Below are 24,644 nucleotides of genomic sequence, written 5' to 3' on the forward strand. Positions count from 1 at the left end.
CTGACAAAACTGGGTGATTGTGACGAGGGAAAGAGGACAGATTTATTTCAAGTAAATAAATCTGTCCATTTTTGCTAAGTCTTAGCGCCTTTTACGTGTTCCTTCACCGTGTACGAGTATGGGTGACCAGTTTTTGTCGGCACCGACATGTGCGAACTCAGCTCGGATCTGTTCCACGGTGAAAAAAGGTTTTGACATGAATAGCACTGCGTAAAAGTGCTTCCAATCCTCGCTGCCTGCATACCCACGCATGTCTTCGTAAAAGCCGCCAATGATCTTCCTGGCCTCCTCCTCAGTGGTCGCATATTTGTACTCCGCCGCAGTTTTGAGAGACGGGACGCCAAGATCGGCTTTGTAAGTCTTCGTGACTTGGGGGACGGGTATCTCACGCATGGTGTCAGGGAACACATGTATCAGTAGATCGTATACGCAGTTGCGGACTTCTGCCTCGCTATTTGGCGTGATTTTGCGATCATGTACGATCTTGGGCGTGTTTCTTAAAATAGCCTCTAGCAGTACACGCTGCTTTCTTTCATCCGTTTCTACCGACTCAAGATTTATTAGCGATGAAGTGGTTTTATGAAAGCGCCAGAAGTAACTGAGTGTGCTGCTATGAAAGTCCCCGTCGCGGGTGGGCGAACATGAAGTTGGATTGCCTGAATAAGCCGAATAGCCTGACTTAAAGTCTTGGAGCAACTGAACGTATCCGAGTGATTCCAATAGGAGGCAGAGAGAAAGGTGAATCCGCTGAATTTTTGAAGAGAAATAGGTTTCTTCTTCGTCGTAGTCTTCGTTGGTGCCGTTTTCGTGGTCTACGTGCTCACTGAGATTTTGCAGCTTATAGACAGAATTCCAAGCATCTGTTAGCTGCTCGTCAATGTCTTTGAGGAGCGATATCTGGGGTGCATAGTTGATGTTGATTTCCAGCATTGAACCTTCTCCTTGGTTGATACTGTTGTAGCCCATACGCTATGCGGTGGGCGTTCTGCTTACTGGTCAGCCCAAGCGTAGCGGCAATTTGATGGCTTACACATTGTGCCTGCGTGATCTATTGCGCATCAAGGACCCACTTCGTTCATATAAGACTCGACGATCCAGTCAAGAATCTCTAGGGCTCTTAGCCGTTTTGAACCAATGACAGCTTCTGACCGATTGCGCGGAGCTCTGCAAACGCACGAGATTTTATTGCGATAACACGGCACGGGTCAGGCTTGACGCCATCGCCAGCAAGCCTCGCTCCCACAGAATAGCGGCACGTCTCAGCCGAGGATTTCGAATGACGTGCTAGCCAGGCGTTCGCCATTCACCAGGATGTGCACCGCGTGTTTGCCTACATAATGCTTCCGAGTGGTCAGCTCCTTAATCTGCTGACCACGACTAGCCCGTTCAGTCGCCCCGCCAGCCAACGTCAACGCCTTCAGCTTGAACACCTTCGCCGAAGTGCTGCCATTGGCTTTGACGTAATCAATCGCATAATCAATCACCAACCGCTGACTCTCTGGCACTGTGGATTTCACCGCAAACGACAGGGTGATTTTCTCCCCCAACCGAATCACCGCCGGCTCCACCTTCACCCCAACAATCTCAACCTCAGCCTTGCCACTCGCCCCAATAATCGCCAACGCCCGCTGATTCCCCTGCTTAATCAAACTGCGCAGCGCATGCTTGGCAATCCACGCCGTGTGCTTGTTCTCCAGCGCCCAACCCTCAATCAGATCCAGCACCCACTCCGGATGGTCCTTGGTAATGTCATTAAGGTGATTAGCCACGGACTTGCGCACGTAAAGGCTGTCATCCGCCTTGAGGTTGTCGAGAATCGCCGCCGCCAATGTCGGATCACTCTGAATCTGCTCCAACCGAAACGACCACGGCAACCGCGGTCGGCTGCCTTCACTGGCCAGGCGCCGAACATGCTCATTCCCATCCCGAGACCATTCCTGCATCAGCGCCAACGACCGCTGCAGATCACTGCGCAGAAAATACCGAATCGCAAATTCCGCAGACCCAAACGCAGTGAAGTACTTGAGCGCCTCCATCGACCGCTCAAAATCATGCCCGCCATACATCGCCACGTAATGCGGCAGCGAGATGCTGACAAACCCGCTGTTCAAACGAGGGGCGAGGGCGCGCAGCACTTCAAGAGATTCGTCATAACCCAGCGGCAACAAGGCGTGTAGGCATTCGCTGACCCGGGCCATGCGTTGCATGATCGACAGGTCGGCGAGGCCGTCGTTGGCCTTTTTTAGGAAGGCTTTGGCGTTGAATGCCGGGTAGACCGCCGTCATTTCGGTGGCGATGTGTTTGAGGCGTTCGGCGTTGAAGATTTCCTTCAGCGCCGGGGCGGGTTGTTCGGCGGCGGTCATGGTCGGGTCCGTTCGAGGGGGCCGGTCAGGTTATCGGGGTACTGATGAAGGCCTCAAGCTTTTCTGCCTGCGCGGTGAATTCCGCGATTAAAGGAAACCGTTCGGCGTCGACTTGATCCGGTGTTACCAGGTTGGTGAAGCTCCAGGCGACGGCGAGGGTGATGCCGTCTTGCCCGATCAAGGTGCCGTTTGCCAGCGGCTGTTTTTCCAACTCCCGTTCAAGCGCGGAATACGCCGCGGCGAGTTGGCCTTCAACCCGTTCAACCCAAGGCTGGTATTGAATCTCGGCGGGGCGCAGGTTGCGTTCGTAGTAAAGCTGCACTGACTTTTCGCACGCCGCCAACCCGAGCCCGATCAGGCGCCATGCGCGCAGCCGTTGCTTGAGGTCGTCGGGCATCAGGCTTTTGCCGGGGCTGGCCAGGGCTTCGAGGTAGTCGATGATCAGCGTCGAGTCGATCAACACCTCGCCGTCGTCCAGCACCAGGGTCGGCGCCTTGACCACGGGGTTGATCTGCTGGAAGTGCTCGAAGTGGCGGAACACCGAAACTGATTCGTGCTCCAGGTCGATGCCCAAATGTTTGGCGGAAATGGCCACGCGCCGCACGTAGGGCGAATCCAGCATGCCGATCAGTTTCATTGAGCCGCTCCTTCAGGTGTCCATGTCGGGATGGACTACCTTAGCTGAGGTTCGGCGACCTGCAAACGGCGCTGGGCTAATCGTCGAAACCGACCTGTTCGTGAATCTCGTCGACCTTCAATTCCAGTCGATACGCCACGGCGATAAACAGCGCCTGGCACAGGCACAACGTCGCGCTCAACGAGCGGAAGGCGAACGAACTGCCTTCATTGACCAGCAGCACGGTGTTGGCGCGCTTGGCCAGGGGCGACAGGTTGCTGTCGGTGATGATCAGGGTTTTCGCCTGGTTGTGTTGGGCGATGCGCAGGCAGTGCTGGGTTTCCTTGCCGTACGGCGTGAAACTGATCGCGATCACCAGGTCATTGGCGCGCACGCTGCGCATCTGCTCGCGGTAGCTGCCGCCGAGGCCGGAGACCAGGTGGATGCGCTTATTGGTGTGTTGCAGGTTGTAGACCAGGTAATCGGCCACGGCGAACGAACGGCGCACGCCGACCACGTAGATGTTGTCGGCGTTGACCACCAGGTCCACGGCTTTGTCGAAAGCCTCGTCATCGAGTTCCTGCCCCAGCCGCTCGATGCCGGACAGGGTCGCGTCGATGCACTCGCGGGCGAGGTCGCCGCCGCTGGCTTTCTGCGATTTGTTGGCGATCATGCTGCGAATGCGCTGCTGGTAGTTCTGCACCGGCGTGGTTTTGTGCGTGTACGCCTCTCGGAACAGGGCCTGCATTTCGCTGAAACCGCTGAAGCCGAAGCGCTGGGAGAACCGCACGATGGCCGACGGGTGCACTTCGCACTCGCGGGCGATGTCGCTGATGCGGTCGACCATGATCCGGTCGCTCTGCTGGCTCATGTAACTGGCGATGCGTTTGAGCTGGCGCGGCAGGCTTTCGTATTCGTTGGTGATCAGCTGCAGCAGGCGCTCGGCATTGATCGGGGGGCTGACGAGATCGCTGTCGGGCGTGCTCTCGGTCGTAGCCGGCTGATCGGTGCGGGACATAGGGAATCCTTCTGGCTTGTTCTTATAGGGCTGACTTGTGTGTCGTCCCCTGACAATAGGTTGGCTGTGCGCAGTCTACAGGGTAGGCCGGAATAAAATCTTGAGCTTGCGGCCGGCGTGAGGTTTGCTGAAACGATGCACTGTGTCTGAAATGCTTTGGTAAAAGTTTATTGGAAAAAATATTCCACGTAAAAATTATTTGGAATAATTATTGATTGTTCGGTCCCGGTCGTTTTAGTCTGCATCCCACCAAGAGTGTTCGGCGCCTCCATCGCCCCGAACGCAGGCTGATAAAAATAACAGGAGCCAGCATGGGCCAGACTCGTTTTGCCAGTGGGCGTCAATTGGATCTGATTTGCCTGGGGCGCCTTGGCGTCGACCTCTATGCGCAGCAAGTCGGGGCGCGGCTGGAAGATGTTTCAAGCTTCGCCAAATACCTCGGTGGATCGTCCGCCAACATCGCCTTCGGCACTGCTCGGCTGGGCCTGAAATCGGCAATGTTGAGCAGGGTAGGGGACGACCACATGGGCCGGTTCCTCCTGGAATCCCTGGCTCGCGAAGGCTGTGATGTCAGCGGTGTCAAAGTCGATCCGGAGCGCCTGACCGCCATGGTCTTGCTCGGTCTCAAGGACCGCGAAACCTTTCCTTTGGTGTTCTACCGTGAAAACTGCGCTGACATGGCGCTGCTGGCCGAAGACATCAACGAAGCCTTCATCGCCTCCAGCAAAGCCTTGCTGATCACCGGCACCCATTTCTCCACCGACGGCGTCTACAAGGCGAGCATCCAGGCGCTGGATTACGCCGAGAAGCACAACGTCAAACGGGTGCTGGATATCGATTATCGCCCGGTGCTGTGGGGGTTGGCCGGCAAGGCTGATGGGGAAACCCGCTTCGTCGCTGATCAGAACGTCAGCCAGCATGTGCAGAAAATTCTTCCGCGCTTTGATCTGATTGTCGGCACCGAAGAGGAGTTTTTGATTGCTGGTGGGTCGGAGGATTTGCTCACGGCGTTGCGTAATGTCCGGCGTTTGAGCGATGCAACGTTGGTGGTCAAGCTTGGTCCACAGGGTTGCACGGTGATTCACGGGGTGATTCCGGTGCGGCTTGAAGACGGGGCGATTTACCCCGGCGTTCGGGTGGAAGTGCTCAACGTATTGGGGGCCGGCGATGCCTTCATGTCGGGCTTCCTCAGCGGTTGGCTGGAGGATGCCAGTGACGAGCGCTGCTGCCAGTTGGCCAATGCCTGCGGCGGTCTGGTGGTGTCGCGTCATGCGTGCGCCCCGGCGATGCCGACTCGCGCCGAACTCGATTACCTGTTCAACAGCCCGGTGCCGATTACCCGGCCGGATCAGGATGCGGTGTTGCAGCGTCTGCATCAGGTCAGCGTGCCGCGCAAACAGTGGCGGCAGCTGTTCATCTTTGCCTTTGATCATCGTGGGCAATTGGTAGAACTGGCGCAGGAGGGCGGCCGCGACCTGAGCGCGATCTGCGAACTCAAGCAACTCTTTATCAAGGCCGTGGAGCGGGTTGAAACTGATTTGCGTGAGCAAGGTATTGACGCTGATGTTGGGTTGCTGGCTGATCAACGTTTCGGCCAGGACTCGCTGAACGCAGCCACCGGTCGCGGTTGGTGGGTGGCGCGGCCGGTGGAAGTCCAGGGCTCGCGGCCGTTGGCGTTTGAACATGGGCGCTCGATTGGCAGCAACCTGATTGCCTGGCCGCAAGAGCAAATCATCAAGTGCCTGGTGCAATTCCATCCCGACGACGAGCCGTTGCTGCGGCTGGAACAGGAAGCGCAGATCAAGGGTTTGTATCAGGCCTCCCAGGTCAGCGGTCATGAACTGCTGCTGGAAATCATCCCGCCCAAGGATCATCCGTCGACCCATCCGGACGTGCTGTATCGCGCACTGAAACGCCTCTACAACCTGGGGATTTACCCGGCGTGGTGGAAGATCGAAGCGCAGAGTGCCGAGGAATGGAAACAACTCGACGAGCTGATTCAGGAGCGCGATCCGTATTGCCGTGGCGTGGTGTTACTGGGCCTGAATGCGCCGGCGGCGGCGTTGGCCGAAGGGTTTCAACAAGCGAGTCAAAGCCAAACGTGCCGTGGTTTCGCCGTGGGCCGGACGATTTTCCAGGAACCGAGCCGCGCGTGGCTGGCCGGGGAGATCGACGACGAGGCGCTGATCCGCCAGGTGCAGGACACCTTCGTCGAACTGATCGAAGCCTGGCGCACGGCCCGCGCATGACGCAACACCGCGTTATCGTTCTTCGCGGGCAAGCCTCGCTCCTACAGGAAGCAGCGGTGATCTGTAGGAGCGAGGCTTGCCCGCGAAGGCGGCCTCAGACTCAACGGAAATTTAGAAAACAATAAAAGGTGCAGCCATGCCCGCTATCCGAATTGGCATTAACCCGATCTCCTGGAGCAACGACGACTTGCCATTCCTCGGTGGCGAGACGCCGCTGAGCACCGCTTTGAGCGAAGGCAAGGAAATCGGTTACGAAGGTTTCGAACTCAACGGCAAATTCCCCAAGGATGCCAAAGGCGTCGCTGACGTGCTGCGGCCCTACGAACTGGCGCTGGTGTCCGGCTGGTATTCCAGCCGTCTGGCCCGCCGTTCCGTGGCCGAGGAAATCGACGCCATCGGCAGTCACGTCGAGCTGCTGGCGAAGAATGGCGCGAAGGTGCTGGTTTACGGTGAGGTGGCTGACTCGATCCAGGGCCAACGCATTCCCTTGGTCGAGCGCCCGCGTTTCCACACCGAACAGGCCTGGCAGGAATACGCCGACAAGCTCACCGAACTGGCGCGTTTCACCCTGTCCCAAGGCGTGCGCCTGGCCTATCACCACCACATGGGCGCCTACGTCGAATCCCCGGCCGACATCGACAAGCTGATGGTGCTGACCGGCAGCGAAGTGGGTCTGCTGTTCGATTCGGGCCATTGCTACATCGGCGGCGGGGAGCCGTTGCAGGTGCTGCGTAAACACATCGAACGCATCTGCCACGTGCATTTCAAGGACGTGCGCAAACCGGTGGTGCAACTGGCGCGTAACAACCTGTGGAGCTTTCCGGACTGCATCATCAACGGCACCTTCACCGTGCCCGGCGATGGCGACATCGACTTCGCCGCGCTGCTCGATGTGTTGCTGGCCAACGATTACCACGGTTGGCTGGTGGTCGAGGCCGAGCAGGACCCGGCCGTGGCGCCCAGTTATGCCTATGCGAAAAAAGGTTACGACACCCTGCGTGCGCTGCTCGACGAGAGGATTAAGTGATGAGCCTGCTGGTCAAAAGCAACGCCCGTGGCCGGACCATGGTCGAGTTAGGCAAAGATGAACTGGAATTCGTCGGCTTCGCCGCGTACCGCTTGAGTCTGGGCGAAACCTTGCCGGTGTCGGCCGGTGATAAAGAGCTGTGCCTGGTGCTGCTCAGCGGCCGGGTCAGCATCAAGGGCGAAGTACCGGGGCAGGGCGCGTTCGACTGGGACAACCTCGGCGATCGCCAGTCGGTGTTCGAAGACAAATCGCCCTTCGCCGCGTACTTGCCTCCGGGCAGTCAGGCCCAAGTCGTGGCGTTGAGCGATGTGCAAATCGCCGTCTGCGCCGCACCGGGCTCAGCCGAAAAGGGCCTCGGCCCGCGGCTGATCAAACCCGACAGCATGAAGCGCAGCGTGCGCGGCAAGGGCGCCAACACCCGATACGTGTGCGACATCCTGCCGGACACCGAGCCTGCCCATTCGCTGCTGGTGGTGGAAGTGCGCACGCCGTCTGGACACTCGTCGAGCTACCCGCCGCATAAACACGACACCGACGACCTGCCGCACCAGAGCTTTCTCGAAGAAACCTATTACCACCAGATCAACCCGCCCCAAGGCTTCGTGTTCCAGCGCGTCTACACCGACGACCGCAGCATCGATCAAGCCATGGCCGTGGAAAACAGCGACCTCGTGGTCGTGCCCAAGGGCTATCACCCGGTCAGCGTGCCCTACGGCTACGAGTCGTATTACCTGAACGTGATGGCCGGGCCGAAACGGGTCTGGCAGTTCCATAACGATCCGCAGCACAGTTGGCTGCTTGATCTCTGACTTTCACCTTCTGCACGGAGAACAAGAACAATGAGCGACGCCCCGGTCATCGGCCATTACATCGACGGTCAAGTGCAAGACAGCGGCAGCGAGCGGTTCAGCAACGTCTTCAACCCTGCTACCGGCAATGTTCAGGCACGCGTCGGGCTGGCCAGCCAGAAGACCGTGGACGTTGCCGTCGTCTCGGCCCTGAAAGCATTCCCGGCCTGGTCCGAGCAATCGTCCTTGCGCCGTTCGCGGGTGATGTTCAAGTTCAAGGAGTTGCTCGACCGTCATCACGATGAACTGGCAGAAATCATAAGCCGCGAACACGGCAAGGTGTTCTCCGACGCCAAGGGCGAAGTGACCCGTGGCATCGAAATCGTCGAATACGCCTGCGGCGCGCCGAACCTGCTGAAAACCGAGTTCAGCGACAACATCGGCGGTGGCATCGACAACTGGAACCTGCGCCAGCCACTGGGTGTGTGCGCCGGGGTCACGCCGTTCAACTTCCCGGTGATGGTGCCGTTGTGGATGATCCCGCTAGCGTTGGTCACCGGTAACTGCTTCATCCTCAAACCCTCCGAGCGTGACCCGTCCGCCAGTTTGCTGATGGCGCGCCTGTTGACCGAAGCGGGGTTGCCGGACGGCGTGTTCAACGTGGTTCAGGGCGACAAGACTGCGGTCGACGCACTGCTGCAACACCCGGACATCGAGGCGATTTCCTTTGTCGGCTCGACGCCGATTGCCGAGTACATCCACCAGCAGGCCACCTCCCGTGGCAAGCGGGTCCAGGCGCTGGGTGGGGCGAAGAACCACATGATCGTCATGCCCGATGCGGATCTGGATCAAGCCGCAGACGCCTTGATCGGTGCGGCTTACGGCTCGGCCGGCGAGCGTTGCATGGCGATCTCGATTGCGGTCGCGGTGGGTGATGTGGGCGACCAGTTGATTGCCAGATTGTTGCCGCGCATCGACCAACTCAAGGTTGGCAATGGCATGCAGGGCGACAGTGACATGGGGCCGTTGGTGACAGCTGAACACAAGGCCAAGGTCGAAGGCTTTATCGATCAGGGCGTGGCGCAAGGCGCGCAGCTGATTGTCGATGGTCGTGGATTCAAGGTGCCGGGCGCCGAGAACGGTTTCTTCGTCGGCGCGACGCTGTTCGATAACGTCACGACCGAGATGAGTATTTATCAGCAGGAAATCTTCGGCCCGGTACTGGGCATTGTCCGCGTTCCGGATTTCGCCAGCGCCGTGGCGTTGATCAATGCCCACGAATTCGGCAACGGTGTGTCGTGTTTCACCAGCGACGGCGGCATCGCACGGGCCTTCGCCCGCACCATCAAGGTCGGCATGGTCGGCATCAATGTGCCGATTCCGGTGCCCATGGCCTGGCACTCGTTCGGCGGCTGGAAGCGCTCGCTGTTTGGCGACCATCACGCCTATGGCGAAGAAGGCATCCGCTTCTACAGCCGCTACAAAAGCGTGATGCAGCGCTGGCCCGAAAGCATCGCCAAGGGCCCTGAATTCAGCATGCCGACGGCCAAATAATTCACCTGTGCGGAGAGCAACAATAATGAGCAAACCCCTGCGTTTCGCCCTGAACCGTATGGTCGCCCCACGTTTGTCCCTGCCCGCGTTCATCGACCTGGCGGTGGCCCTCAAGGCCGACGCCATCGAGATTCGCAACGACCTCAAGGGCGTCGAGATCGAAGACGGCACCGCCCCCGAACATGTCCGTGAGTTGTGTGCGGCCAAAGGCATCACCGTGCTGTCGATCAACGCGCTGTATCCGTTTGATGTGTGGAATGACGAGCGCCGGGCGCAGGCCTTGAAACTGGCGGCTTATGCTCGTGATTGCGGGGCGCAGGGTTTGGTCATGTGCCCGCTGAACGATCGCGCCGACCCGCGAAGCGAAGCCGAGCGCGCTGCAGGCTTGCGCACCGCATTGAGCGAACTGGCGCCGATCCTGCGCGATCACGGCATCCTTGGCTTCATCGAGCCGCTGGGGTTTGAAGAATGTTCGCTGCGCCTCAAGCGTACGGCGGTAGAGGCGATCAAGGGGATTGGCGGGTTGGATGTGTTCCGGCTGGTCCACGACACCTTTCACCATCACCTGGCCAGTGAGCATGAATACTTCCCCGAGCTGACCGGGTTGGTGCACATCTCCAGTGTCGAGGATGCCGAAGCGCCGCTGGCGACCATTCGCGACGGCCATCGCGTGCTGGTGGGCGAGGGCGACATCCTCGGCAACGCCACGCAAATCGCCACCTTGCTCAGCAGCGGATACAGCGGCTACCTGTCGTTCGAACCGTTTGCCGACAGCGTCCATGGCCTGGCAAATATCCAGCAGGCCATTGGCGCGAGCATGGATCACCTACAAAAAACTCAAGGTTAATGGAGATCCCCTGTGGGAGCGGGCTTGCTCGCGAAGACGGCGGTACATCCAACATTGATGTCGCCTGACACACCGCTTTCGCGAGCAAGCCCGCTCCCACATTAGACTGGGTTTGCCTTCAAAAAAAGGTGCAAGCATGACCACAACAAGACTGACCATGGCCCAGGCCCTGGTGAAATTCCTCGATAACCAGTACATCGAGGTCGATGGCGTCCAGAGCAAATTCGTCGCCGGGATCTTTACCATTTTCGGTCACGGCAACGTGCTGGGCCTGGGGCAAGCCCTGGAGCAGAACAGCGGCGACCTGATCGTCCATCAGGGCCGCAACGAGCAGGGCATGGCCCACGCCGCCATCGGTTTCGCCAAGCAAAACCTGCGACGCAAAATCTACGCCTGTTCTTCATCCGTCGGCCCGGGCGCGGCGAACATGCTGACCGCCGCCGCGACGGCCACCGCCAACCGCATTCCCTTGCTGCTGTTGCCCGGCGACGTTTACGCCTGTCGCCAGCCGGACCCGGTGCTGCAACAGATCGAGCAGTTCCACGACCTGAGCATCAGCACCAACGACGCATTCAAGGCCGTAAGCAAATACTGGGACCGCATCAACCGTCCCGAGCAGTTGATGACCGCGGCGATCCACGCCATGCGCGTACTCACCGACCCTGCCGAAACCGGCGCCGTGACCCTGGCCTTGCCGCAAGACGTGCAGGCCGAGGCCTACGACTATCCCGATTACTTCCTGCAAAAACGCGTGCACCGCATCGAGCGCCGTCCGGCCACTGAAGCGATGCTCGGCGACGCCTTGGCGCTGTTTAAAGGCAAGCGCAAACCGCTGATCATTTGCGGTGGCGGGGTCAGATACTCCGGTGCCAACGCGGCGTTGCAAGCGTTTGCCGAGCGCTTCGATATTCCCTTCGTCGAAACCCAGGCCGGCAAGAGCGCGGTGGTCTCCAGTCACCCGCTGAACGTTGGCGGGATTGGCGAAACCGGTTGTCTGGCGGCGAATCTATTGGCCAGGGAAGCGGATCTGATCATCGGTATCGGCACTCGCTACAGCGATTTCACCACCGCGTCGAAATCCCTGTTCCAGCAGGCGGACGTGCAATTTCTAAACCTCAACATCAGCCCCTGCGATGCCCTGAAACTCGACGGCGTGCAACTGCTGGCGGATGCCAAAACCGGCTTGCAAGCCTTGGCTGAAGCCTTGGGCGATTACCGTTCGGCGTGGGGCGATCAGCCGCGTCAGGCCAAGGCGCAACTGGACGAAGAAGTCGATCGCCTCTATCAGGTCGAATACCAGACCCAGGATTTCATCCCGGAAATCAACGACCACATGGACCCGGCGGTCCTGCGCGAATTCATCGAGCTGACCGGCTCCTGCCTGACCCAGAGCCGCGTGCTCGGCGTGCTCAACGAAACCCTCGCCGATGACGCCGTGATCGTCGCCGCTGCCGGCAGCCTGCCCGGTGACTTGCAGCGCAGCTGGCGCAGCAAGGGCGTGAACACCTATCACGTCGAGTACGGTTATTCCTGCATGGGGTACGAGGTCAACGCCGCATTGGGCGTGAAACTCGCCGAGCCCGAGCGCGAGGTCTATGCGCTGGTCGGCGACGGCTCTTACATGATGCTGCACTCGTAGCTGGCGACTTCGATCCAGGAGCGCCGCAAGATCAACGTGGTGCTGCTCGACAACATGACCTTCGGCTGCATCAACAACCTGCAGATGGAACACGGCATGGACAGCTTCGGCACCGAGTTTCGCTTCCGCAACCCGGAAACCGGCAAGCTCGATGGCGGGTTCGTGCCGGTGGACTTCGCCATGAGTGCGGCCGCCTATGGCTGCAAGACTTACAAAGTGAACACCGTTGAAGAGCTGAAAGCCGCACTGGCGGATGCACGCCTGCAGACCGTGTCGACGCTGATCGACATCAAGGTGTTGCCCAAAACCATGATTCACAAATACCTGTCGTGGTGGCGGGTCGGCGTGGCGCAAGTCTCCACCAGCGCCCGCACCGATGCGGTGGCCAAGACCCTGAACGAACGACTGGCCAAGGCCCGTCAGTACTGACTGCTCGACAAAAATTCCAACAGGGGATCAGAAATGTCTTTGAAGCTGGGTGTTATCGGTACAGGGGCCATCGGCCAGGATCACATTCGTCGTTGCAGCCAGACCTTGCTCAACAGCCAGGTTGTCGCCGTCACCGACATCAATTTGCAGCAAGCGGCCAAGGTCGTTTCCGACCTGAAACTGACCGCCGAGGTCTACCCCGACGGCCACGCGCTGATCAAGGCGCCCGAAGTCGAAGCGATCCTCGTCACCTCCTGGGGGCCGAGCCACGAAGCGTTTGTGCTGGCGGCGATTGCGGCGGGCAAACCGGTGTTCTGCGAGAAGCCCCTGGCGGTCACCGCTGAAGGCTGCCGCAACATCGTCGAGGCCGAAGTAGCACACGGCAAGCGCCTGGTGCAGGTCGGTTTCATGCGTCCATACGATGAAGGCTATCGCGCCCTGAAAGCGGTGATCGACAGCGGCCAGATCGGCGAACCGCTGATGCTCCACTGCGCGCATCGCAACCCGACCGTGGGCGAAAACTACAAGACCGACATGGCCATCACCGACACGCTGATCCATGAATTGGATGTGCTGCGCTGGTTGCTCGACGACGATTACGTATCGGTGCAAGTGGTGTTCCCGCGCAAGAGCAGCAAAGCCCTCGCGCATTTGAAAGACCCGCAAATCGTGCTGCTGGAAACCGCCAAGGGCACGCGCATCGACGTGGAAGTGTTCGTCAATTGCCAGTACGGCTACGACATCCAGTGCGAAGTGGTGGGGGAGACCGGCATCGCCAAACTGCCGGAGCCTTCGCAGGTTCAACTGCGCAGTGGGGCGAAGCTGTCGAATGCGATTTTGATGGACTGGAAGGATCGCTTCATTGCGGCGTACGACGTTGAGTTGCAGGCGTTCATTGATGGTGTGCGCGCTGGTCAGGTGGGCGGCCCCTCGGCGTGGGATGGCTTCGCAGCGGCGGTGGCAGCGGATGCGTGCATCGAAGCCCAAAACAGCGGCCAGATCATAAAAGTCACCTTGCCAGACCGCCCACATTTCTACGGCTAACCCCCGATTCCCTGTAGGAGCGAGGCTTGCCCGCGAAGGCGGCTATTCAGCCAACATCAATGTGGATTGTGCTGACGCTTTCGCGGGCAAGTCGGATCGCCGCACCGCTCGCTCCTACAGGATGTGTGCCGGGCTCAAGACCTGTTTAGGGAGAACAATAAAATGCGCATCGCACTAGACCCTTACATGTACCGCACCCTGTCCCTGGGCAAGATGGTCGATAAAGTCGCCGAACTCGGCTACGAGCACATCGAACTCTCGCCCCGGGAAGATTTCCTGCCGTTCTACAAGGCCCCGCGGGTCGACAAGGCGCGGATCAAGGAATTCCGTAAAGCCCTGAGCGACACCGGGGTCAAACTGTCTTCCTTATTACCGATGTACCACTGGGCCGCCGCTGACGAAGGCCAGCGTGTGGCTGCGGTCCGCAACTGGAAACGCGCAATCCAGATCGCCGTGGAGATGGACTGCGAGCTGGTCAACACCGAATTCACCGGCCAGTCAGACAACCCGCTGGTCTGCGAGAACCAGTTCATGCGCTCCATGGACGAGTTGGTTCCGGAGTTTGAACGCGAAGGTATCAAGCTCGACATCCAGGCCCATCCTTATGACTTCTGCGAGCGCAACAACGAGTCGGTGGACATCATCCGCGGGCTGGATCGCGATTGGATCAACTACCTCTACGCCGCGCCGCACACGTTTTTCTACGACGACGGCGTCGGTGATATCGCTTCGATGATCAAGTACGCGGGCTCCAAGCTGAGCCACTTGATCATCGCCGACACCTACAACCACAAGGCTTCCTCGGGTTTGCGCTACATCGTCAACCCGCCGGGCGTTACGGCTACCGTGCACCAGCATCTGGACATCGGGCAGGGCGAAGTCGACTGGGAGGCGTTTTTCGGCACCTTGCGCGAGATCAAATTCGACGGCATCGCCACGGTCTCGGTGTTCGCCTGGGAAGACCGGCCGGACGCGTCCAACCGGATGATGCTCGAACGCGTCAAAAGCGAACTCTGCCGCTAACGGCCGGCACAAACCTGTAGGAGCGAAGCTTGCTCGCGAAAGCGGCGGCACAGTCAATATTGATGTCGCCTGATACAACGCCTTCGCGAGCAAGCTTCGCTCCTACAGGGGCGGTGTACATCCAGTGAGCGGTTACAGAACAATAAGAAGGAATGCACACATGCGTATCGGACTTGTCGGTTACGGCCATGGCGGCCGGTTTTTCCATGCTCCGCTGATCAGCAGTCTGCCGGCGGCGACGTTCGTTGGCGTGGTCACCCGTTCCCCGGAGCGCCGACAGTTGCTGGCGGCCGAGCACCCCGGCGTGCCGGCCTTCGACAGCATCGGCCAACTGGTGGAAGCCGGCGTCGATGTGTTGGTAATTTCCACACCGCTCAAGGGTCGCCCGGCGCTGGTGCTCGACGGTATTGAACACGGCGTGGCGGTGGTCAGCGACAAGCCGTTCGCCGCCGATGCGCAGCAAGCCCAGACCCTGATCACCATGGCCGAGCGCCAGGGCGTACAGCTCAGCGTCTACCAGAACCGCCGCTGGGACTCGGACTTCCTCACCGTGCGCAAACTCATCGAGTCCGGCGCCCTGGGCCACGTCACCCGTTTCGAATCGCGGATCGAACGTTACTCGCCGCAATCGGTGAACAATGGCAGTGGCGGTGGCTTCCTGCGTGATCTTGGCAGTCACTTGGTGGATCAGGCGTTGCTGCTGTTCGGCCCGGTGACAACGGTGTATGCCGAACTGGATTACCTGGAAAAAGGCCAGATCTTCGACAACGGTTTCTTTGTGTCCCTGACCCACGCCAACGGGGTGATCTCGCACCTGGGCGGCAGCTGCCTGCAAAACACCCCCGGCCCGCGTTTCCGCGTGACCGGCACTCAAGGTTGTTACAGCGTCGATGGTCTGGACGGGCAAGAGGCCTCGGCGCTCGCCGGGCTCTCGCCGAAATCCGAGGGTGAACGCTGGGGCGTCGAAGAGCATCGCCGCTGGGGCTGGTTCGAACAGGGCGAAGTGCGCGAACGCGTTCCCTCGGAGCGCGGGTGCTGGAATCAGTTCTATTTGCAGCTACAAACCGCGTTACAGAGCGGTGGCCCACTGCCTGTGGAGGCCCGTGATGCACTGGCGACCACCCGCGTTCTAGACGCTGCGCGGCTGAGTTTCGAGCGGCGTCAGGTCGTGGAACTAAGCCCGTTTGAGAGTTATGGAACAAAATCAGAATAAAATTCTAAAATGAGTTGATATAGAAATAATATTCCAATAAAGTCATTTCCAGCGAACTGCCTCTCGCTCGTCATCAACGCTTTTACCGCTTGCCCGCTTACTGAAAATCGTCACGCCTCATCCATAAAACCAACAAGAATGTGGAGAAAGACTTTTCATGAAGACCAAGATCCGTTTTGCCTCACTGGCCTTGTCCCTGATGTTCGCCAGTGGCGCTGCCCTGGCCGACATGAAGATCGGCGTCAGCATGTCCCAGTTCGATGACACCTGGCTGACCTACCTGCGCGAATCCATGGACAAGAAAGCCAAGTCCTACCCCGACGGCGTGCAGTTGCAGTTCGAAGATGCCCGTAGCGACGTGGTCAAGCAGCTGAGCCAGGTAGAAAGCTTCATCAGCCAGAAAGTCGATGCCATCGTGGTCAACCCGGTGGACACCGCCGCCACCAAGAAAATCACCGAGGCCGCCGTCAAGGCCGGCATCCCGCTGGTGTACGTCAACCGTCGCCCGGATGACCTGAAGCTGCCAAAAGGCGTGGTCACGGTCGCGTCCAACGATCTCGAAGCCGGTGAAATGCAGATGCAATACCTGGCCGACAAGATGGGTGGCAAGGGCGACATCGTGATTCTGTTGGGCGACCTGGCCAACAACTCCACCACCAACCGCACCAAAGGCGTCAAAGAGGTGCTGGCCAAGTACCCGAACATCAAGATCGAGCAAGAGCAGACCGGCACCTGGCTGCGGGATAAAGGCATGACCCTGGTCAACGACTGGCTGACCCAGGGCCGCAAGTTCGATGCGGTCGTGGCCAACAACGACGAAATGGCCATTGGTGCCGCGATGGCCCTGCAACAGGCAGGCGTCGACAAGGGCAGTGTGCTGATCGCTGGCGTCGACGGTACGCCGGACGGCTTGAACGCGATCAAGAAAGGTAACATGGCTGTTTCGGTGTTCCAGGACGCCAAGGGTCAGGCGGATGGTTCGATCGACACCGCCGTGAAAATGGCCAGGAACGAGCCGGTTGAACAGGCCGTGTGGGTGCCATATCGCTTGATCACTCCGCAAAACGTCGACACGTTCAAATAGCCCGTCCGCCAAATAACAACAATAAGCACGCAAGGTTGCCACCGCGACCTTGCTGATGGAGTACCTGATCATGTTCGCTTCAGCGACTGCTTCGAGCACCCCGTTGGTGGGTATCCAGCCAACCGCAACACCTGTCGATGAGCCGTACCTGCTGGAGATCATCAACGTCAGCAAGGGTTTTCCCGGTGTGGTGGCGTTGTCCGACGTGCAGCTTCGGGTCCGTCCCGGCTCCGTCCTGGCGCTGATGGGTGAGAATGGCGCGGGTAAATCCACCCTGATGAAAATCATCGCCGGCATCTACCAGCCGGACTCCGGTGAACTGCGCCTGCGTGGCAAACCGGTGGTGTTCGAGACGCCCCTGGCCGCGCTTCAGGCCGGGATTGCGATGATCCATCAGGAACTCAACCTGATGCCGCACATGAGCATCGCCGAGAACATCTGGATCGGCCGCGAGCAACTCAACAGCCTGCACATGATCGACCACCGCGAGATGCACCGCTGCACCGCGAAATTGCTGGAACGCCTGCGGATCAACCTCGACCCGGAGGAGCAGGTCGGCAACCTGAGCATCGCCGAACGGCAGATGGTCGAAATCGCCAAGGCGGTGTCCTACGACTCCGACATCCTGATCATGGACGAGCCGACCTCGGCCATTACCGACAAAGAAGTCGCGCACCTGTTTTCGATCATTGCCGACCTCAAGAGCCAGGGCAAAGGCATCATCTACATCACCCACAAAATGAATGAAGTGTTCGCCATCGCCGATGAAGTGGCGGTGTTCCGTGACGGCGCCTACATCGGCCTGCAACGGGCCGACAGCATGGACGGCAACAGCCTGATCTCGATGATGGTCGGCCGCGAGCTGAGCCAGTTGTTCCCGGAGCGCGAAAAGCCCATCGGCGATCTGCTGCTGTCGGTGCGTGACCTCAAGCTGGACGGTATTTTCAAAGGCGTGTCCTTCGACCTGCATGCTGGCGAGATCCTCGGCATCGCCGGGCTGATGGGGTCGGGCCGGACCAATGTCGCCGAAGCGATTTTCGGCATTACCCCGAGTGATGGCGGCGAGATTCGGCTCGACGGCGAAGTGGTGCGCATCAGCGATCCACACATGGCGATCGAGAAGGGCTTTGCGCTGCTGACCGAGGATCGCAAGCTCAGCGGTCTGTTCCCTTGCCTGTCGGTGCTGGAGAACATGGAGATGGCGGTGCTGCCGCATTACGCCGGCCACGGTTTCATTCAGCAGAAAGCCCTGCGGGTGTTGTGCGAAGACATGTGCAAGAAGCTGCGGGTGAAAACCCCGTCGCTTGAGCAGTGCATCGACACCTTGTCCGGCGGCAACCAGCAGAAAGCCTTGCTGGCACGCTGGCTGATGACCAATCCACGAATCCTGATTCTCGACGAACCGACCCGAGGCATCGATGTCGGTGCCAAGGCCGAGATCTACCGGCTCATCTCCTACCTCGCCAGCGAAGGCATGGCGGTGATCATGATTTCCTCGGAGCTGCCGGAAGTGCTCGGCATGAGCGACCGGGTGATGGTCATGCACGAGGGCGACCTGATGGGCACCCTCGACCGCAGCGAAGCGACACAGGAACGGGTCATGCAACTGGCCTCGGGCATGTCCGCGGTTCACTAAGTCAAGGGTGAACGCAGTTCTGTGGCGAGGGGATTTATCCCCGTTGGGCTGCGAAGCGGCCCCAAAAGATGGGACTGCTGCGCAGTCCAACGGGGATAAATCCCCTCGCCACAGGGTATGTATTCGATGCCGGAATTCATTAGAAGGGTGAGTGGTTATGAACGCGATACTGGAAAACAAGCCAGCAACGACACCGGTCAAGAGTCGCCGGCGCTTTCCGACCGAGTTGAGTATTTTCCTGGTGCTGATTGGCATCGGCCTGGTCTTCGAAGTCTTCGGCTGGATCGTGCGCGACCAGAGCTTCCTGATGAACTCCCAGCGCCTGGTGCTGATGATCCTGCAGGTGTCGATCATCGGCCTGCTGGCGATTGGCGTGACGCAGGTGATCATCACCACCGGTATCGACCTGTCATCCGGTTCGGTGCTGGCGCTGTCCGCGATGATCGCTGCCAGTCTGGCCCAGACCTCGGATTTCGCCCGGGCGGTGTTTCCGTCGCTGACCGACTTGCCTGTCTGGGTTCCGGTGATCGCCGGGCTCGGCGTGGGACTGCTGGCGGGCGCGATCAACGGCAGCATCATTGCCATCACCGGGATTCCGCCATTCATTGCCACCCTTGGCATGATGGTGTCGGCGCGGGGCCTGGCGCGGTTCTACACCGAAGGCCAGCCGGTGAGCATGCTCTCGGATTCCTACACGGCCATCGGACATGGCGCCATGCCGGTGATCATTTTCCTAGTCGTCGCGGTGATCTTTCACATCGCGCTGCGCTACACCAAGTACGGCAAGTACACCTACGCCATCGGCGGCAACATGCAGGCGGCGCGCACCTCGGGGATCAACGTCAAGCGTCACCTGGTGATTGTCTACAGCATCGCCGGGTTGCTTGCCGGCCTGGCGGGGGTGGTCGCCTCGGCACGTGCCGCGACCGGGCAGGCGGGGATGGGCATGTCTTACGAGCTGGACGCGATTGCCGCGGCAGTGATTGGAGGCACCAGCCTGGCCGGCGGCGTCGGGCGCATCACCGGCACCGTGATCGGGGCATTGATTCTCGGGGTGATGGCCAGCGGGTTTACCTTTGTCGGGGTTGATGCGTATATTCAGGACATCGTCAAGGGACTGATTATTGTGGTGGCGGTGGTGATCGACCAATACCGCAACAAGCGTAAACTCAAGCGCTGAGTCGCAGAACAGACAGCCAATGCGCCACGCCTGACCCGCGTGGCGCAGCCGTTTGTCTTCTATATACAGCCGCTCGATTGAATTTCTTGCTATAAACGCACTCCGATAATCACCGCAAAGGCTGCAATAGAGCACTTTCCGGGCTTTGTCGGACAAATTCGCTGTCTTTTCAATTGCAGAGGCCTCAAGTCGGCCTTAGACTGCCGGCCCTCGTAAATTGAGTGCCGGGTGGCGCTTGGAATAAACGGCGCCTTTCCGATGGCCAGACCAGGTCCGCCGGAATGCTCCCTAATTCGCCTTAATGCACGTTTTTTTATAGAGATATCAATGACAAAGGACAAGTTGCTGGCCATGCCGGCGGATGACTACATGAATGCCGAGCAACATGCTTTTTTCTCCGAGCTGTTGCAGAACATGAAAGTCGAAACCCATGAGCGCATCGAACAGAACCGCATCGCCATCGAGAGCCTGGACACACCAGCCGATCCGGCCGACGCTGCTTCTGTCGAAGAAGAGCGCACCTGGCTGGTGAATGCGATCGATCGCGACCAGCGCATGCTGCCTCAGTTGGAACAGGCTCTGGAACGCATCAAAGAAGACAGCTTCGGCTGGTGCGACGACAGCGGCGAGGCCATCGGCCTGAAGCGCTTGCTGATTAGCCCGACCACCAAGTACTGCATCGAAGCTCAAGAGCGTCACGAACAGATCGACAAGCACCAGCGTCAGGCCTGATTTCGTAACGACCCGCATCGCGGGCAATCTTTGCTCCCTGTAGGAGCGAGGCTTGCCCGCGATGCTTTTTGCCGTCTGCGAAAACCTCAAGCACTTCTATTGATCTGCTGCAGCGCCCACTACTAATGGATCATAGATAATGGCCCAGTAGTGGCGTTTAATGCCTGGACAACAATTAGAAGATGCATGGGGTGACGAAGATGACGAGAGACGGATCTCTGGTTGCGGCAGTGCCTGCACCAGTGTTTTTGCCGAAAAACCCTTGGCTGACGCCAACCCTGCAAAGCATCGCCCTGATGCTCTTGCTGTGCGGCATGGCGCTGGGAGGCTGGTCGCTTTACCTTTGCCTGCCACTGGCCATTCTGGTTATCTGGCTGCCACGCCTACGCTCACGCACCACTCCCCAAGCAACTCCTGCCGACGGCGCCAGTGCCATCGCCGAGTTGACTCGCGATCTTTCCTACACCACCAGTCATAACGCCTTGTCGGCCGCAGGCGTGGCCTTTTCGGTCAAGCAACTGGCCGACAAACTGCAATCGCAACTCGACGCGGCGGCGCAAATCGTCAGCAACGCCGAAGTGATGATCGCGACCGAACAAGCCACCTCGAAACTCAGCCGCGAAGCCCTCAGTGCCGCCAGCGAAGCTCATCAGAGCAGCGCAGCAGGGCGCACGGAACTGATTGAGTCCATCAGTCGCATGCATCAGCTCAGTCAGCGCGCCAGCAGCAGCCGTGAACTGATCGAGGCCTTGAGCCTGCGCAGTGACGATATTCAACGGGTTACCCTGGTGATTCAGTCGATAGCCAGCCAGACCAATCTGCTGGCCTTGAACGCCGCGATCGAAGCGGCCCGAGCCGGGGAACACGGTCGCGGGTTCGCGGTGGTGGCGGATGAAGTTCGCGGTCTGGCGGCGCGCACGGCGACGGCAACCGGCGAAGTCGGGGAGATGGTTGCCGATATCCAGCAACGCACGGCTCAAGTGGTGGAGCAGATCCGCCAACTGTCCAGCGACCTCGACACGGGTGTTGAGCAGGTCGAACACACCGGCCAGCACCTGGAAAACATTGCGCGTCTGGCCGCCGGCGTCGAGAACCAGGTCGGGGAAATCGCCAGGGGCGCGGACACCAACCGCGAACAACTCGACAGCCTGTTCCACGCCATCGAACAGATGCGCAGCGACCTGGCGGTCAGCGACCAACAGACCCAGCGCCTGGCTCAAGCAGCAGTGCAAATGGAAGGTCAGGCCGAAACCATCAGTGAGCGTCTCGCCGAGGTCGGGCTGGATGACTACCACCAACGGATTTACGACCTGGCCCGCGAAGGCGCCAGCCAGATTGCCGCGCGTTTCGAAGCGGATATCGATCAGGGTCGTGTGAGCCTTGATGATCTGTTCGATCGCAGTTACCAGGCGATCCCCAACACCAGCCCCGCTAAGTTTCAGACCCGCTTCGATCGTTACACCGATCAGGTCTTGCCAGCGATCCAGGAACCGTTGCTGCCGCGACATGAAGGCCTGGTGTTTGCCATCGCCTGCACCCAGCAGGGTTACGTGCCGACCCACAACACACTCTTCAGCCAGCCGCTGACCGGCGATGCGCAGGTCGATACGGTAAAAAACCGCACCAAGCGCAAGTTCGCCGACCGTACCGGCATCCGCTGTGGCAGCCATCAGCAGCCCGTGTTGTTGCAGACTTACACCCGCGACACTGGCGAGCTAATGCACGACCTCTCGGTGCCGATCATGCTCAAGGGGCGGCATTGGGGTGGATTGCGCTTGGGCTACAAGCCCCAGAAGCCCAAAAATAGAACAACCGATGAATCACTTGTTGTGAGGGGGCTTGCCTGTGGCGAGGGGATTTATCCCCGTTGGGTCGCGAAGCGGCCCCTAGCGTCCGTTCAGAGATACTGAATTGTCTGGATTGACGACTGCTGCGCAGCCAAACGGGGCGGTGCGACGTTTCGCTAAACCCCCTCGCAACAGTCAAGACTGGCGGGCTAGTGAATCTGGTGCATGCGCAGGTTCAGGTCGTCGACCACCCGCGCCCAATCGGCGTCTTCACGCAATTGTTCTTTGAGGAAGCCTGCTTGTTGCGGCGTCCAGAACTCGGCATCGATGAGTTTCTTGTCGTCGGCCAAGGGGGAATGACCGGCGATGAAATCGTCGATGGCTTTCTCGCTGGAGTCCAGGCCGAGCTGGTCGAACAAACCTTTCAAGTCGTGTGTAGGTGAATCCATCTTCATCTCCTTGCGGGTCGCGTCGAATGCGAGGTCTGAGGTGCGGTGTCATTGCATCTGAGGGGGCCGCGCTTCAGGAGTTCGATCACGATGTGGGTCAGCAGGAGAGAGCATAGACGGCAAATCCGACGATCAGGCTTTCAATGCACCTTCATCGACGGCGAGTTTAAGGGCTTGGGCAGCCTCCTTGGCGGCGATAGCGGCGACTTCCGAGGTTTTGAACCAGCGATCCTTCTCGACCTGGTGATACGTCACCGCAGTCAACGGTGGTTTGGCACGCATGATGATGACTGCCTGGAATTCGCCGTCGACCTCTCTGGCTTCGCCCCGGATAAAAAATTCACCGATATCAAATTCCGTCACGTAGCTGCCTTCCCTTGGAAATATTTTGTTGTGTTGAACGCCGTCCGTCCTGGGGACGGATTTCGTGGATCGGGCAGTATGGCAGTAGTTGCCTGCCGGCGGCTGAGTTAAGTCGCCGGCATGACGAAACGTCTATAGGTATGAACGCAAAAGAACACGTCAGACGCGTGACTCGAATGAGCGGGCAAGGGCGCAGGCTTCGTTATGGCATCCGCGGAAACCTCTTACGCGTCCCGTGGAAATTTCCTTGATGTGGAAGAAGGCATTACCGGCCAATACCACTTGAAAGCGTGGCAGCAGAAAGCTTTCCGGCTGCAACTCATGCGGCTGGAACATCACCGGGAGCAAGGGGACGGAGCTGTTTGCGCGCTCTGTTTGGGAGGAAGCGAAGTGAGTCATTGTGCACATGTGAAGTCCTTTTCATTGTTTTGCCGACGTGTGTACGTCGTTTTGGGTAGTCTCTGTGAGCAAGGCTGCTCTAGAATCACCCTCACTGGTGGGCGAATGGTGTTCATCTAAAGCAATTTTTTACTGGCGATCTGTCAGAAAAGTGCTTTTTTTAAAGAGATTTTTCCCTAAAGTTGGTAATCCGGTTTCCTCTGGCTGCAAGAAGGGCGTTTTCCTTCAACATCTGACGACTTTCACAGAGGACGGCGCGAGGGGTATTCCAGTAATCTCACTGACCTCGCGAGGCATGAGCGCTCTGCTCAGCTCAGGATTTCAATTCGGGTCTTACGGCAAACTTTCGGCATGGCCGCTTTTTTCTGCTGTGCGCTTCTTCTGCGTGCGGCATCATTTTCAGATGTGGGGATGTTTCCTTGGCAGTAAGTAATCTCGATATGCATGCTTTGTTCGTGCTCGGTGATTTGCGCGCAAAGCTGGTTAAACAGTTTCAGTCACGTTTCGTTTACATCACCGAACAGAACGCTGAAGGCATTTACATTGCCGAGATCGACACCGAAGAGGCACTGGTGGTCGATGACAAGCCAGGGCTCAAGCTCAAGGTCGGCGATCATTTCAGTGCTTCGGTATTGCCCAGTCGTGAAGGTGGCAAGCTCGACATCAAGTTCCGTGAAATCAAACTGACGGTGTACGGACTGGGCGATTACGCCTTTGTCACCACCGCAGACGGTCACGCGATTGTGTTCAAGGAAGGTCATAGCGTGGTGATGGTCTTCGCCGCTCACCAGCAGTTGCAGGAAGGCCTGACCAAAACCCTGAAAGCCGTGACCGCCAAAGCCGCCAAGTGGCGCAAGGGCGAACTGATCACGTTCAAGGCCAGCGAGTAATGACCCTGACCCGCGCCGATTTCCACGAACAGAACCAGGCCAGCGCGCAAGTCGAAGCCCAGCGGCTGTTCGAGCAGAAGGCTGTTCTGCAGGGAGGCTGGCTGAGATGGGTCGCGTCACAGATCTACACGCTGCGCCCGGCGGCGTACGCCAGCATGGTAAGAAGAGAGCTGGCTCGCTTGCAGGAAACTTCCGAAAAGTAATTCATGCCCCCTCGAAAGCAGGAACCTCTACTACAGTCAGTTGACTGGGTATTCAGAGGCTTGCGGTCTTCTGTCAGGCCATCCTGCTATTGCTGTGAACAGCACGAGGTG

22 protein-coding genes and 1 pseudogene are annotated in these 24,644 nt (G+C 59.0%); 16 read left to right on the forward strand and 7 right to left on the reverse strand.

Translation table 11 applies throughout. The annotated features are described in order from the left end of the window. Positions 1 to 81: 81 nt before the first annotated feature. From EYC95_RS09850 to EYC95_RS09865, 4 genes are all read right to left on the reverse strand, one after another. Positions 82 to 930: a hypothetical protein gene (locus EYC95_RS09850; protein WP_131060179.1), complete on the reverse strand. Its 849-nt coding sequence runs from the start codon at positions 928 to 930 to the stop codon at positions 82 to 84. 329 nt (positions 931 to 1,259) lie between these two features. Then, positions 1,260 to 2,363, reverse strand: coding sequence for a DNA alkylation repair protein (locus EYC95_RS09855; protein WP_131060180.1), 1,104 nt, complete (start codon positions 2,361 to 2,363; stop codon positions 1,260 to 1,262). Positions 2,364 to 2,388: 25 nt separating this feature from the next. Further along, a complete protein-coding gene (locus EYC95_RS09860; protein WP_131060181.1) occupies positions 2,389 to 3,000 on the reverse strand; it encodes a glutathione S-transferase in 612 nt (203 codons plus the stop codon). Between the two features lie 76 nt (positions 3,001 to 3,076). Next, the gene (locus tag EYC95_RS09865) at positions 3,077 to 3,997 is read right to left on the reverse strand and encodes a MurR/RpiR family transcriptional regulator (protein WP_131060182.1); all 921 of its coding nucleotides are present in this window, start codon (positions 3,995 to 3,997) and stop codon (positions 3,077 to 3,079) included. Between the two features lie 311 nt (positions 3,998 to 4,308). Between EYC95_RS09865 and iolC the strand changes: the two genes are divergently transcribed. The 14 genes and pseudogenes from iolC (at position 4,309) to EYC95_RS09945 (ending at position 22,352) form a co-directional block, all read left to right on the forward strand. After that, complete coding sequence (gene iolC / locus EYC95_RS09870) at positions 4,309 to 6,246, forward strand: 5-dehydro-2-deoxygluconokinase (RefSeq protein ID WP_131060183.1); 1,938 nt, start codon at positions 4,309 to 4,311, stop codon at positions 6,244 to 6,246. Positions 6,247 to 6,382: 136 nt separating this feature from the next. Next, on the forward strand, positions 6,383 to 7,273 hold the full coding sequence (gene iolE / locus EYC95_RS09875; RefSeq protein ID WP_131060184.1) for a myo-inosose-2 dehydratase: 891 nt from the start codon (positions 6,383 to 6,385) through the stop codon (positions 7,271 to 7,273). Continuing rightward, the gene (iolB, locus tag EYC95_RS09880; protein ID WP_131060185.1) at positions 7,273 to 8,082 is read left to right on the forward strand and encodes a 5-deoxy-glucuronate isomerase; all 810 of its coding nucleotides are present in this window, start codon (positions 7,273 to 7,275) and stop codon (positions 8,080 to 8,082) included. The genes iolE and iolB overlap by 1 nt, the downstream gene beginning before the upstream one ends. A 30-nt stretch (positions 8,083 to 8,112) precedes the next feature. Continuing rightward, on the forward strand, positions 8,113 to 9,615 hold the full coding sequence (locus tag EYC95_RS09885) for a CoA-acylating methylmalonate-semialdehyde dehydrogenase (RefSeq protein WP_131060186.1): 1,503 nt from the start codon (positions 8,113 to 8,115) through the stop codon (positions 9,613 to 9,615). Between the two features lie 25 nt (positions 9,616 to 9,640). Continuing rightward, on the forward strand, positions 9,641 to 10,462 hold the full coding sequence (locus EYC95_RS09890; RefSeq protein WP_131060187.1) for a TIM barrel protein: 822 nt from the start codon (positions 9,641 to 9,643) through the stop codon (positions 10,460 to 10,462). A 136-nt stretch (positions 10,463 to 10,598) separates the two neighbouring features. Then, a pseudogene (gene iolD, locus EYC95_RS09900) lies at positions 10,599 to 12,530 on the forward strand (3D-(3,5/4)-trihydroxycyclohexane-1,2-dione acylhydrolase (decyclizing)). A 33-nt stretch (positions 12,531 to 12,563) separates the two neighbouring features. Beyond that, positions 12,564 to 13,574, forward strand: coding sequence for a Gfo/Idh/MocA family protein (locus EYC95_RS09905; protein ID WP_131060188.1), 1,011 nt, complete (start codon positions 12,564 to 12,566; stop codon positions 13,572 to 13,574). Positions 13,575 to 13,736: 162 nt separating this feature from the next. Beyond that, positions 13,737 to 14,597 (forward strand): sugar phosphate isomerase/epimerase family protein, encoded by an 861-nt coding sequence (locus EYC95_RS09910; RefSeq protein WP_131060189.1) that lies wholly within the window; start codon positions 13,737 to 13,739, stop codon positions 14,595 to 14,597. Positions 14,598 to 14,757: 160 nt separating this feature from the next. After that, positions 14,758 to 15,810: a Gfo/Idh/MocA family protein gene (locus EYC95_RS09920; protein ID WP_131060190.1), complete on the forward strand. Its 1,053-nt coding sequence runs from the start codon at positions 14,758 to 14,760 to the stop codon at positions 15,808 to 15,810. A gap of 157 nt (positions 15,811 to 15,967) precedes the next feature. Beyond that, the gene (locus EYC95_RS09925; protein ID WP_131060191.1) at positions 15,968 to 16,894 is read left to right on the forward strand and encodes a sugar ABC transporter substrate-binding protein; all 927 of its coding nucleotides are present in this window, start codon (positions 15,968 to 15,970) and stop codon (positions 16,892 to 16,894) included. Positions 16,895 to 16,964: 70 nt separating this feature from the next. Beyond that, complete coding sequence (locus tag EYC95_RS09930; RefSeq protein WP_131060192.1) at positions 16,965 to 18,530, forward strand: sugar ABC transporter ATP-binding protein; 1,566 nt, start codon at positions 16,965 to 16,967, stop codon at positions 18,528 to 18,530. Positions 18,531 to 18,687: 157 nt separating this feature from the next. Continuing rightward, the gene (locus EYC95_RS09935) at positions 18,688 to 19,710 is read left to right on the forward strand and encodes an ABC transporter permease (protein WP_131060193.1); all 1,023 of its coding nucleotides are present in this window, start codon (positions 18,688 to 18,690) and stop codon (positions 19,708 to 19,710) included. Between the two features lie 327 nt (positions 19,711 to 20,037). After that, positions 20,038 to 20,442: a TraR/DksA family transcriptional regulator gene (locus EYC95_RS09940; RefSeq protein WP_007907888.1), complete on the forward strand. Its 405-nt coding sequence runs from the start codon at positions 20,038 to 20,040 to the stop codon at positions 20,440 to 20,442. A gap of 581 nt (positions 20,443 to 21,023) precedes the next feature. Further along, positions 21,024 to 22,352, forward strand: coding sequence for a methyl-accepting chemotaxis protein (locus tag EYC95_RS09945; RefSeq protein WP_256656934.1), 1,329 nt, complete (start codon positions 21,024 to 21,026; stop codon positions 22,350 to 22,352). 86 nt (positions 22,353 to 22,438) lie between these two features. On the opposite strand, the gene EYC95_RS09950 is transcribed toward EYC95_RS09945, so the two are convergent. The 3 genes from EYC95_RS09950 to EYC95_RS30150 all read right to left on the reverse strand — a co-directional run bounded on the left by EYC95_RS09950 (position 22,439) and on the right by EYC95_RS30150 (position 23,886). Then, a complete protein-coding gene (locus EYC95_RS09950) occupies positions 22,439 to 22,678 on the reverse strand; it encodes a DUF2789 domain-containing protein (RefSeq protein ID WP_131060194.1) in 240 nt (79 codons plus the stop codon). A gap of 132 nt (positions 22,679 to 22,810) precedes the next feature. Then, positions 22,811 to 23,041 carry a hypothetical protein gene (locus EYC95_RS09955; protein ID WP_131060195.1) on the reverse strand — a complete coding sequence of 77 codons (231 nt, stop codon included), beginning with the start codon at positions 23,039 to 23,041 and terminating at the stop codon, positions 22,811 to 22,813. 707 nt (positions 23,042 to 23,748) lie between these two features. Next, a complete protein-coding gene (locus tag EYC95_RS30150) occupies positions 23,749 to 23,886 on the reverse strand; it encodes a hypothetical protein (protein ID WP_165557445.1) in 138 nt (45 codons plus the stop codon). On the opposite strand from EYC95_RS30150, the gene EYC95_RS09965 reads away from it, so the two are divergent. Both EYC95_RS09965 and EYC95_RS09970 read left to right on the forward strand, forming a co-directional pair. Then, a complete protein-coding gene (locus tag EYC95_RS09965) occupies positions 23,860 to 24,330 on the forward strand; it encodes a hypothetical protein (RefSeq protein ID WP_131060197.1) in 471 nt (156 codons plus the stop codon). The two genes, EYC95_RS30150 and EYC95_RS09965, sit on opposite strands and share 27 nt — an antisense overlap. Further along, positions 24,330 to 24,533 carry a hypothetical protein gene (locus tag EYC95_RS09970; protein WP_131060198.1) on the forward strand — a complete coding sequence of 68 codons (204 nt, stop codon included), beginning with the start codon at positions 24,330 to 24,332 and terminating at the stop codon, positions 24,531 to 24,533. The genes EYC95_RS09965 and EYC95_RS09970 overlap by 1 nt, the downstream gene beginning before the upstream one ends. Positions 24,534 to 24,644: the final 111 nt, after the last annotated feature.

Origin of the sequence: Pseudomonas sp. BGI-2 (assembly GCF_004310295.1) — a bacterium.
Lineage (GTDB): Bacteria > Pseudomonadota > Gammaproteobacteria > Pseudomonadales > Pseudomonadaceae > Aquipseudomonas.

Bases quoted from the DNA above. Each gene is read 5' to 3' on its own strand.
- iolB (WP_131060185.1), top strand. From the start codon at position 7,273: ATGAGCCTGCTGGTCAAAAGCAACGCCCGTGGCCGGACCATGGTCGAG.
- EYC95_RS09905 (WP_131060188.1), top strand. From the start codon at position 12,564: ATGTCTTTGAAGCTGGGTGTTATCGGTACAGGGGCCATCGGCCAGGAT.
- iolC (WP_131060183.1), top strand. From the start codon at position 4,309: ATGGGCCAGACTCGTTTTGCCAGTGGGCGTCAATTGGATCTGATTTGC.
- EYC95_RS09890 (WP_131060187.1), top strand. From the start codon at position 9,641: ATGAGCAAACCCCTGCGTTTCGCCCTGAACCGTATGGTCGCCCCACGT.
- EYC95_RS09865 (WP_131060182.1), bottom strand. From the start codon at position 3,997: ATGTCCCGCACCGATCAGCCGGCTACGACCGAGAGCACGCCCGACAGC.
- EYC95_RS09885 (WP_131060186.1), top strand. From the start codon at position 8,113: ATGAGCGACGCCCCGGTCATCGGCCATTACATCGACGGTCAAGTGCAA.
- EYC95_RS09925 (WP_131060191.1), top strand. From the start codon at position 15,968: ATGAAGACCAAGATCCGTTTTGCCTCACTGGCCTTGTCCCTGATGTTC.
- EYC95_RS09860 (WP_131060181.1), bottom strand. From the start codon at position 3,000: ATGAAACTGATCGGCATGCTGGATTCGCCCTACGTGCGGCGCGTGGCC.
- EYC95_RS09920 (WP_131060190.1), top strand. From the start codon at position 14,758: ATGCGTATCGGACTTGTCGGTTACGGCCATGGCGGCCGGTTTTTCCAT.
- EYC95_RS09930 (WP_131060192.1), top strand. From the start codon at position 16,965: ATGTTCGCTTCAGCGACTGCTTCGAGCACCCCGTTGGTGGGTATCCAG.
- EYC95_RS09940 (WP_007907888.1), top strand. From the start codon at position 20,038: ATGACAAAGGACAAGTTGCTGGCCATGCCGGCGGATGACTACATGAAT.
- EYC95_RS09970 (WP_131060198.1), top strand. From the start codon at position 24,330: ATGACCCTGACCCGCGCCGATTTCCACGAACAGAACCAGGCCAGCGCG.
- EYC95_RS09855 (WP_131060180.1), bottom strand. From the start codon at position 2,363: ATGACCGCCGCCGAACAACCCGCCCCGGCGCTGAAGGAAATCTTCAAC.
- EYC95_RS09935 (WP_131060193.1), top strand. From the start codon at position 18,688: ATGAACGCGATACTGGAAAACAAGCCAGCAACGACACCGGTCAAGAGT.
- iolE (WP_131060184.1), top strand. From the start codon at position 6,383: ATGCCCGCTATCCGAATTGGCATTAACCCGATCTCCTGGAGCAACGAC.
- EYC95_RS09945 (WP_256656934.1), top strand. From the start codon at position 21,024: ATGATCGCGACCGAACAAGCCACCTCGAAACTCAGCCGCGAAGCCCTC.
- EYC95_RS09910 (WP_131060189.1), top strand. From the start codon at position 13,737: ATGCGCATCGCACTAGACCCTTACATGTACCGCACCCTGTCCCTGGGC.
- EYC95_RS30150 (WP_165557445.1), bottom strand. From the start codon at position 23,886: ATGCATATCGAGATTACTTACTGCCAAGGAAACATCCCCACATCTGAA.
- EYC95_RS09850 (WP_131060179.1), bottom strand. From the start codon at position 930: ATGCTGGAAATCAACATCAACTATGCACCCCAGATATCGCTCCTCAAA.
- EYC95_RS09950 (WP_131060194.1), bottom strand. From the start codon at position 22,678: ATGGATTCACCTACACACGACTTGAAAGGTTTGTTCGACCAGCTCGGC.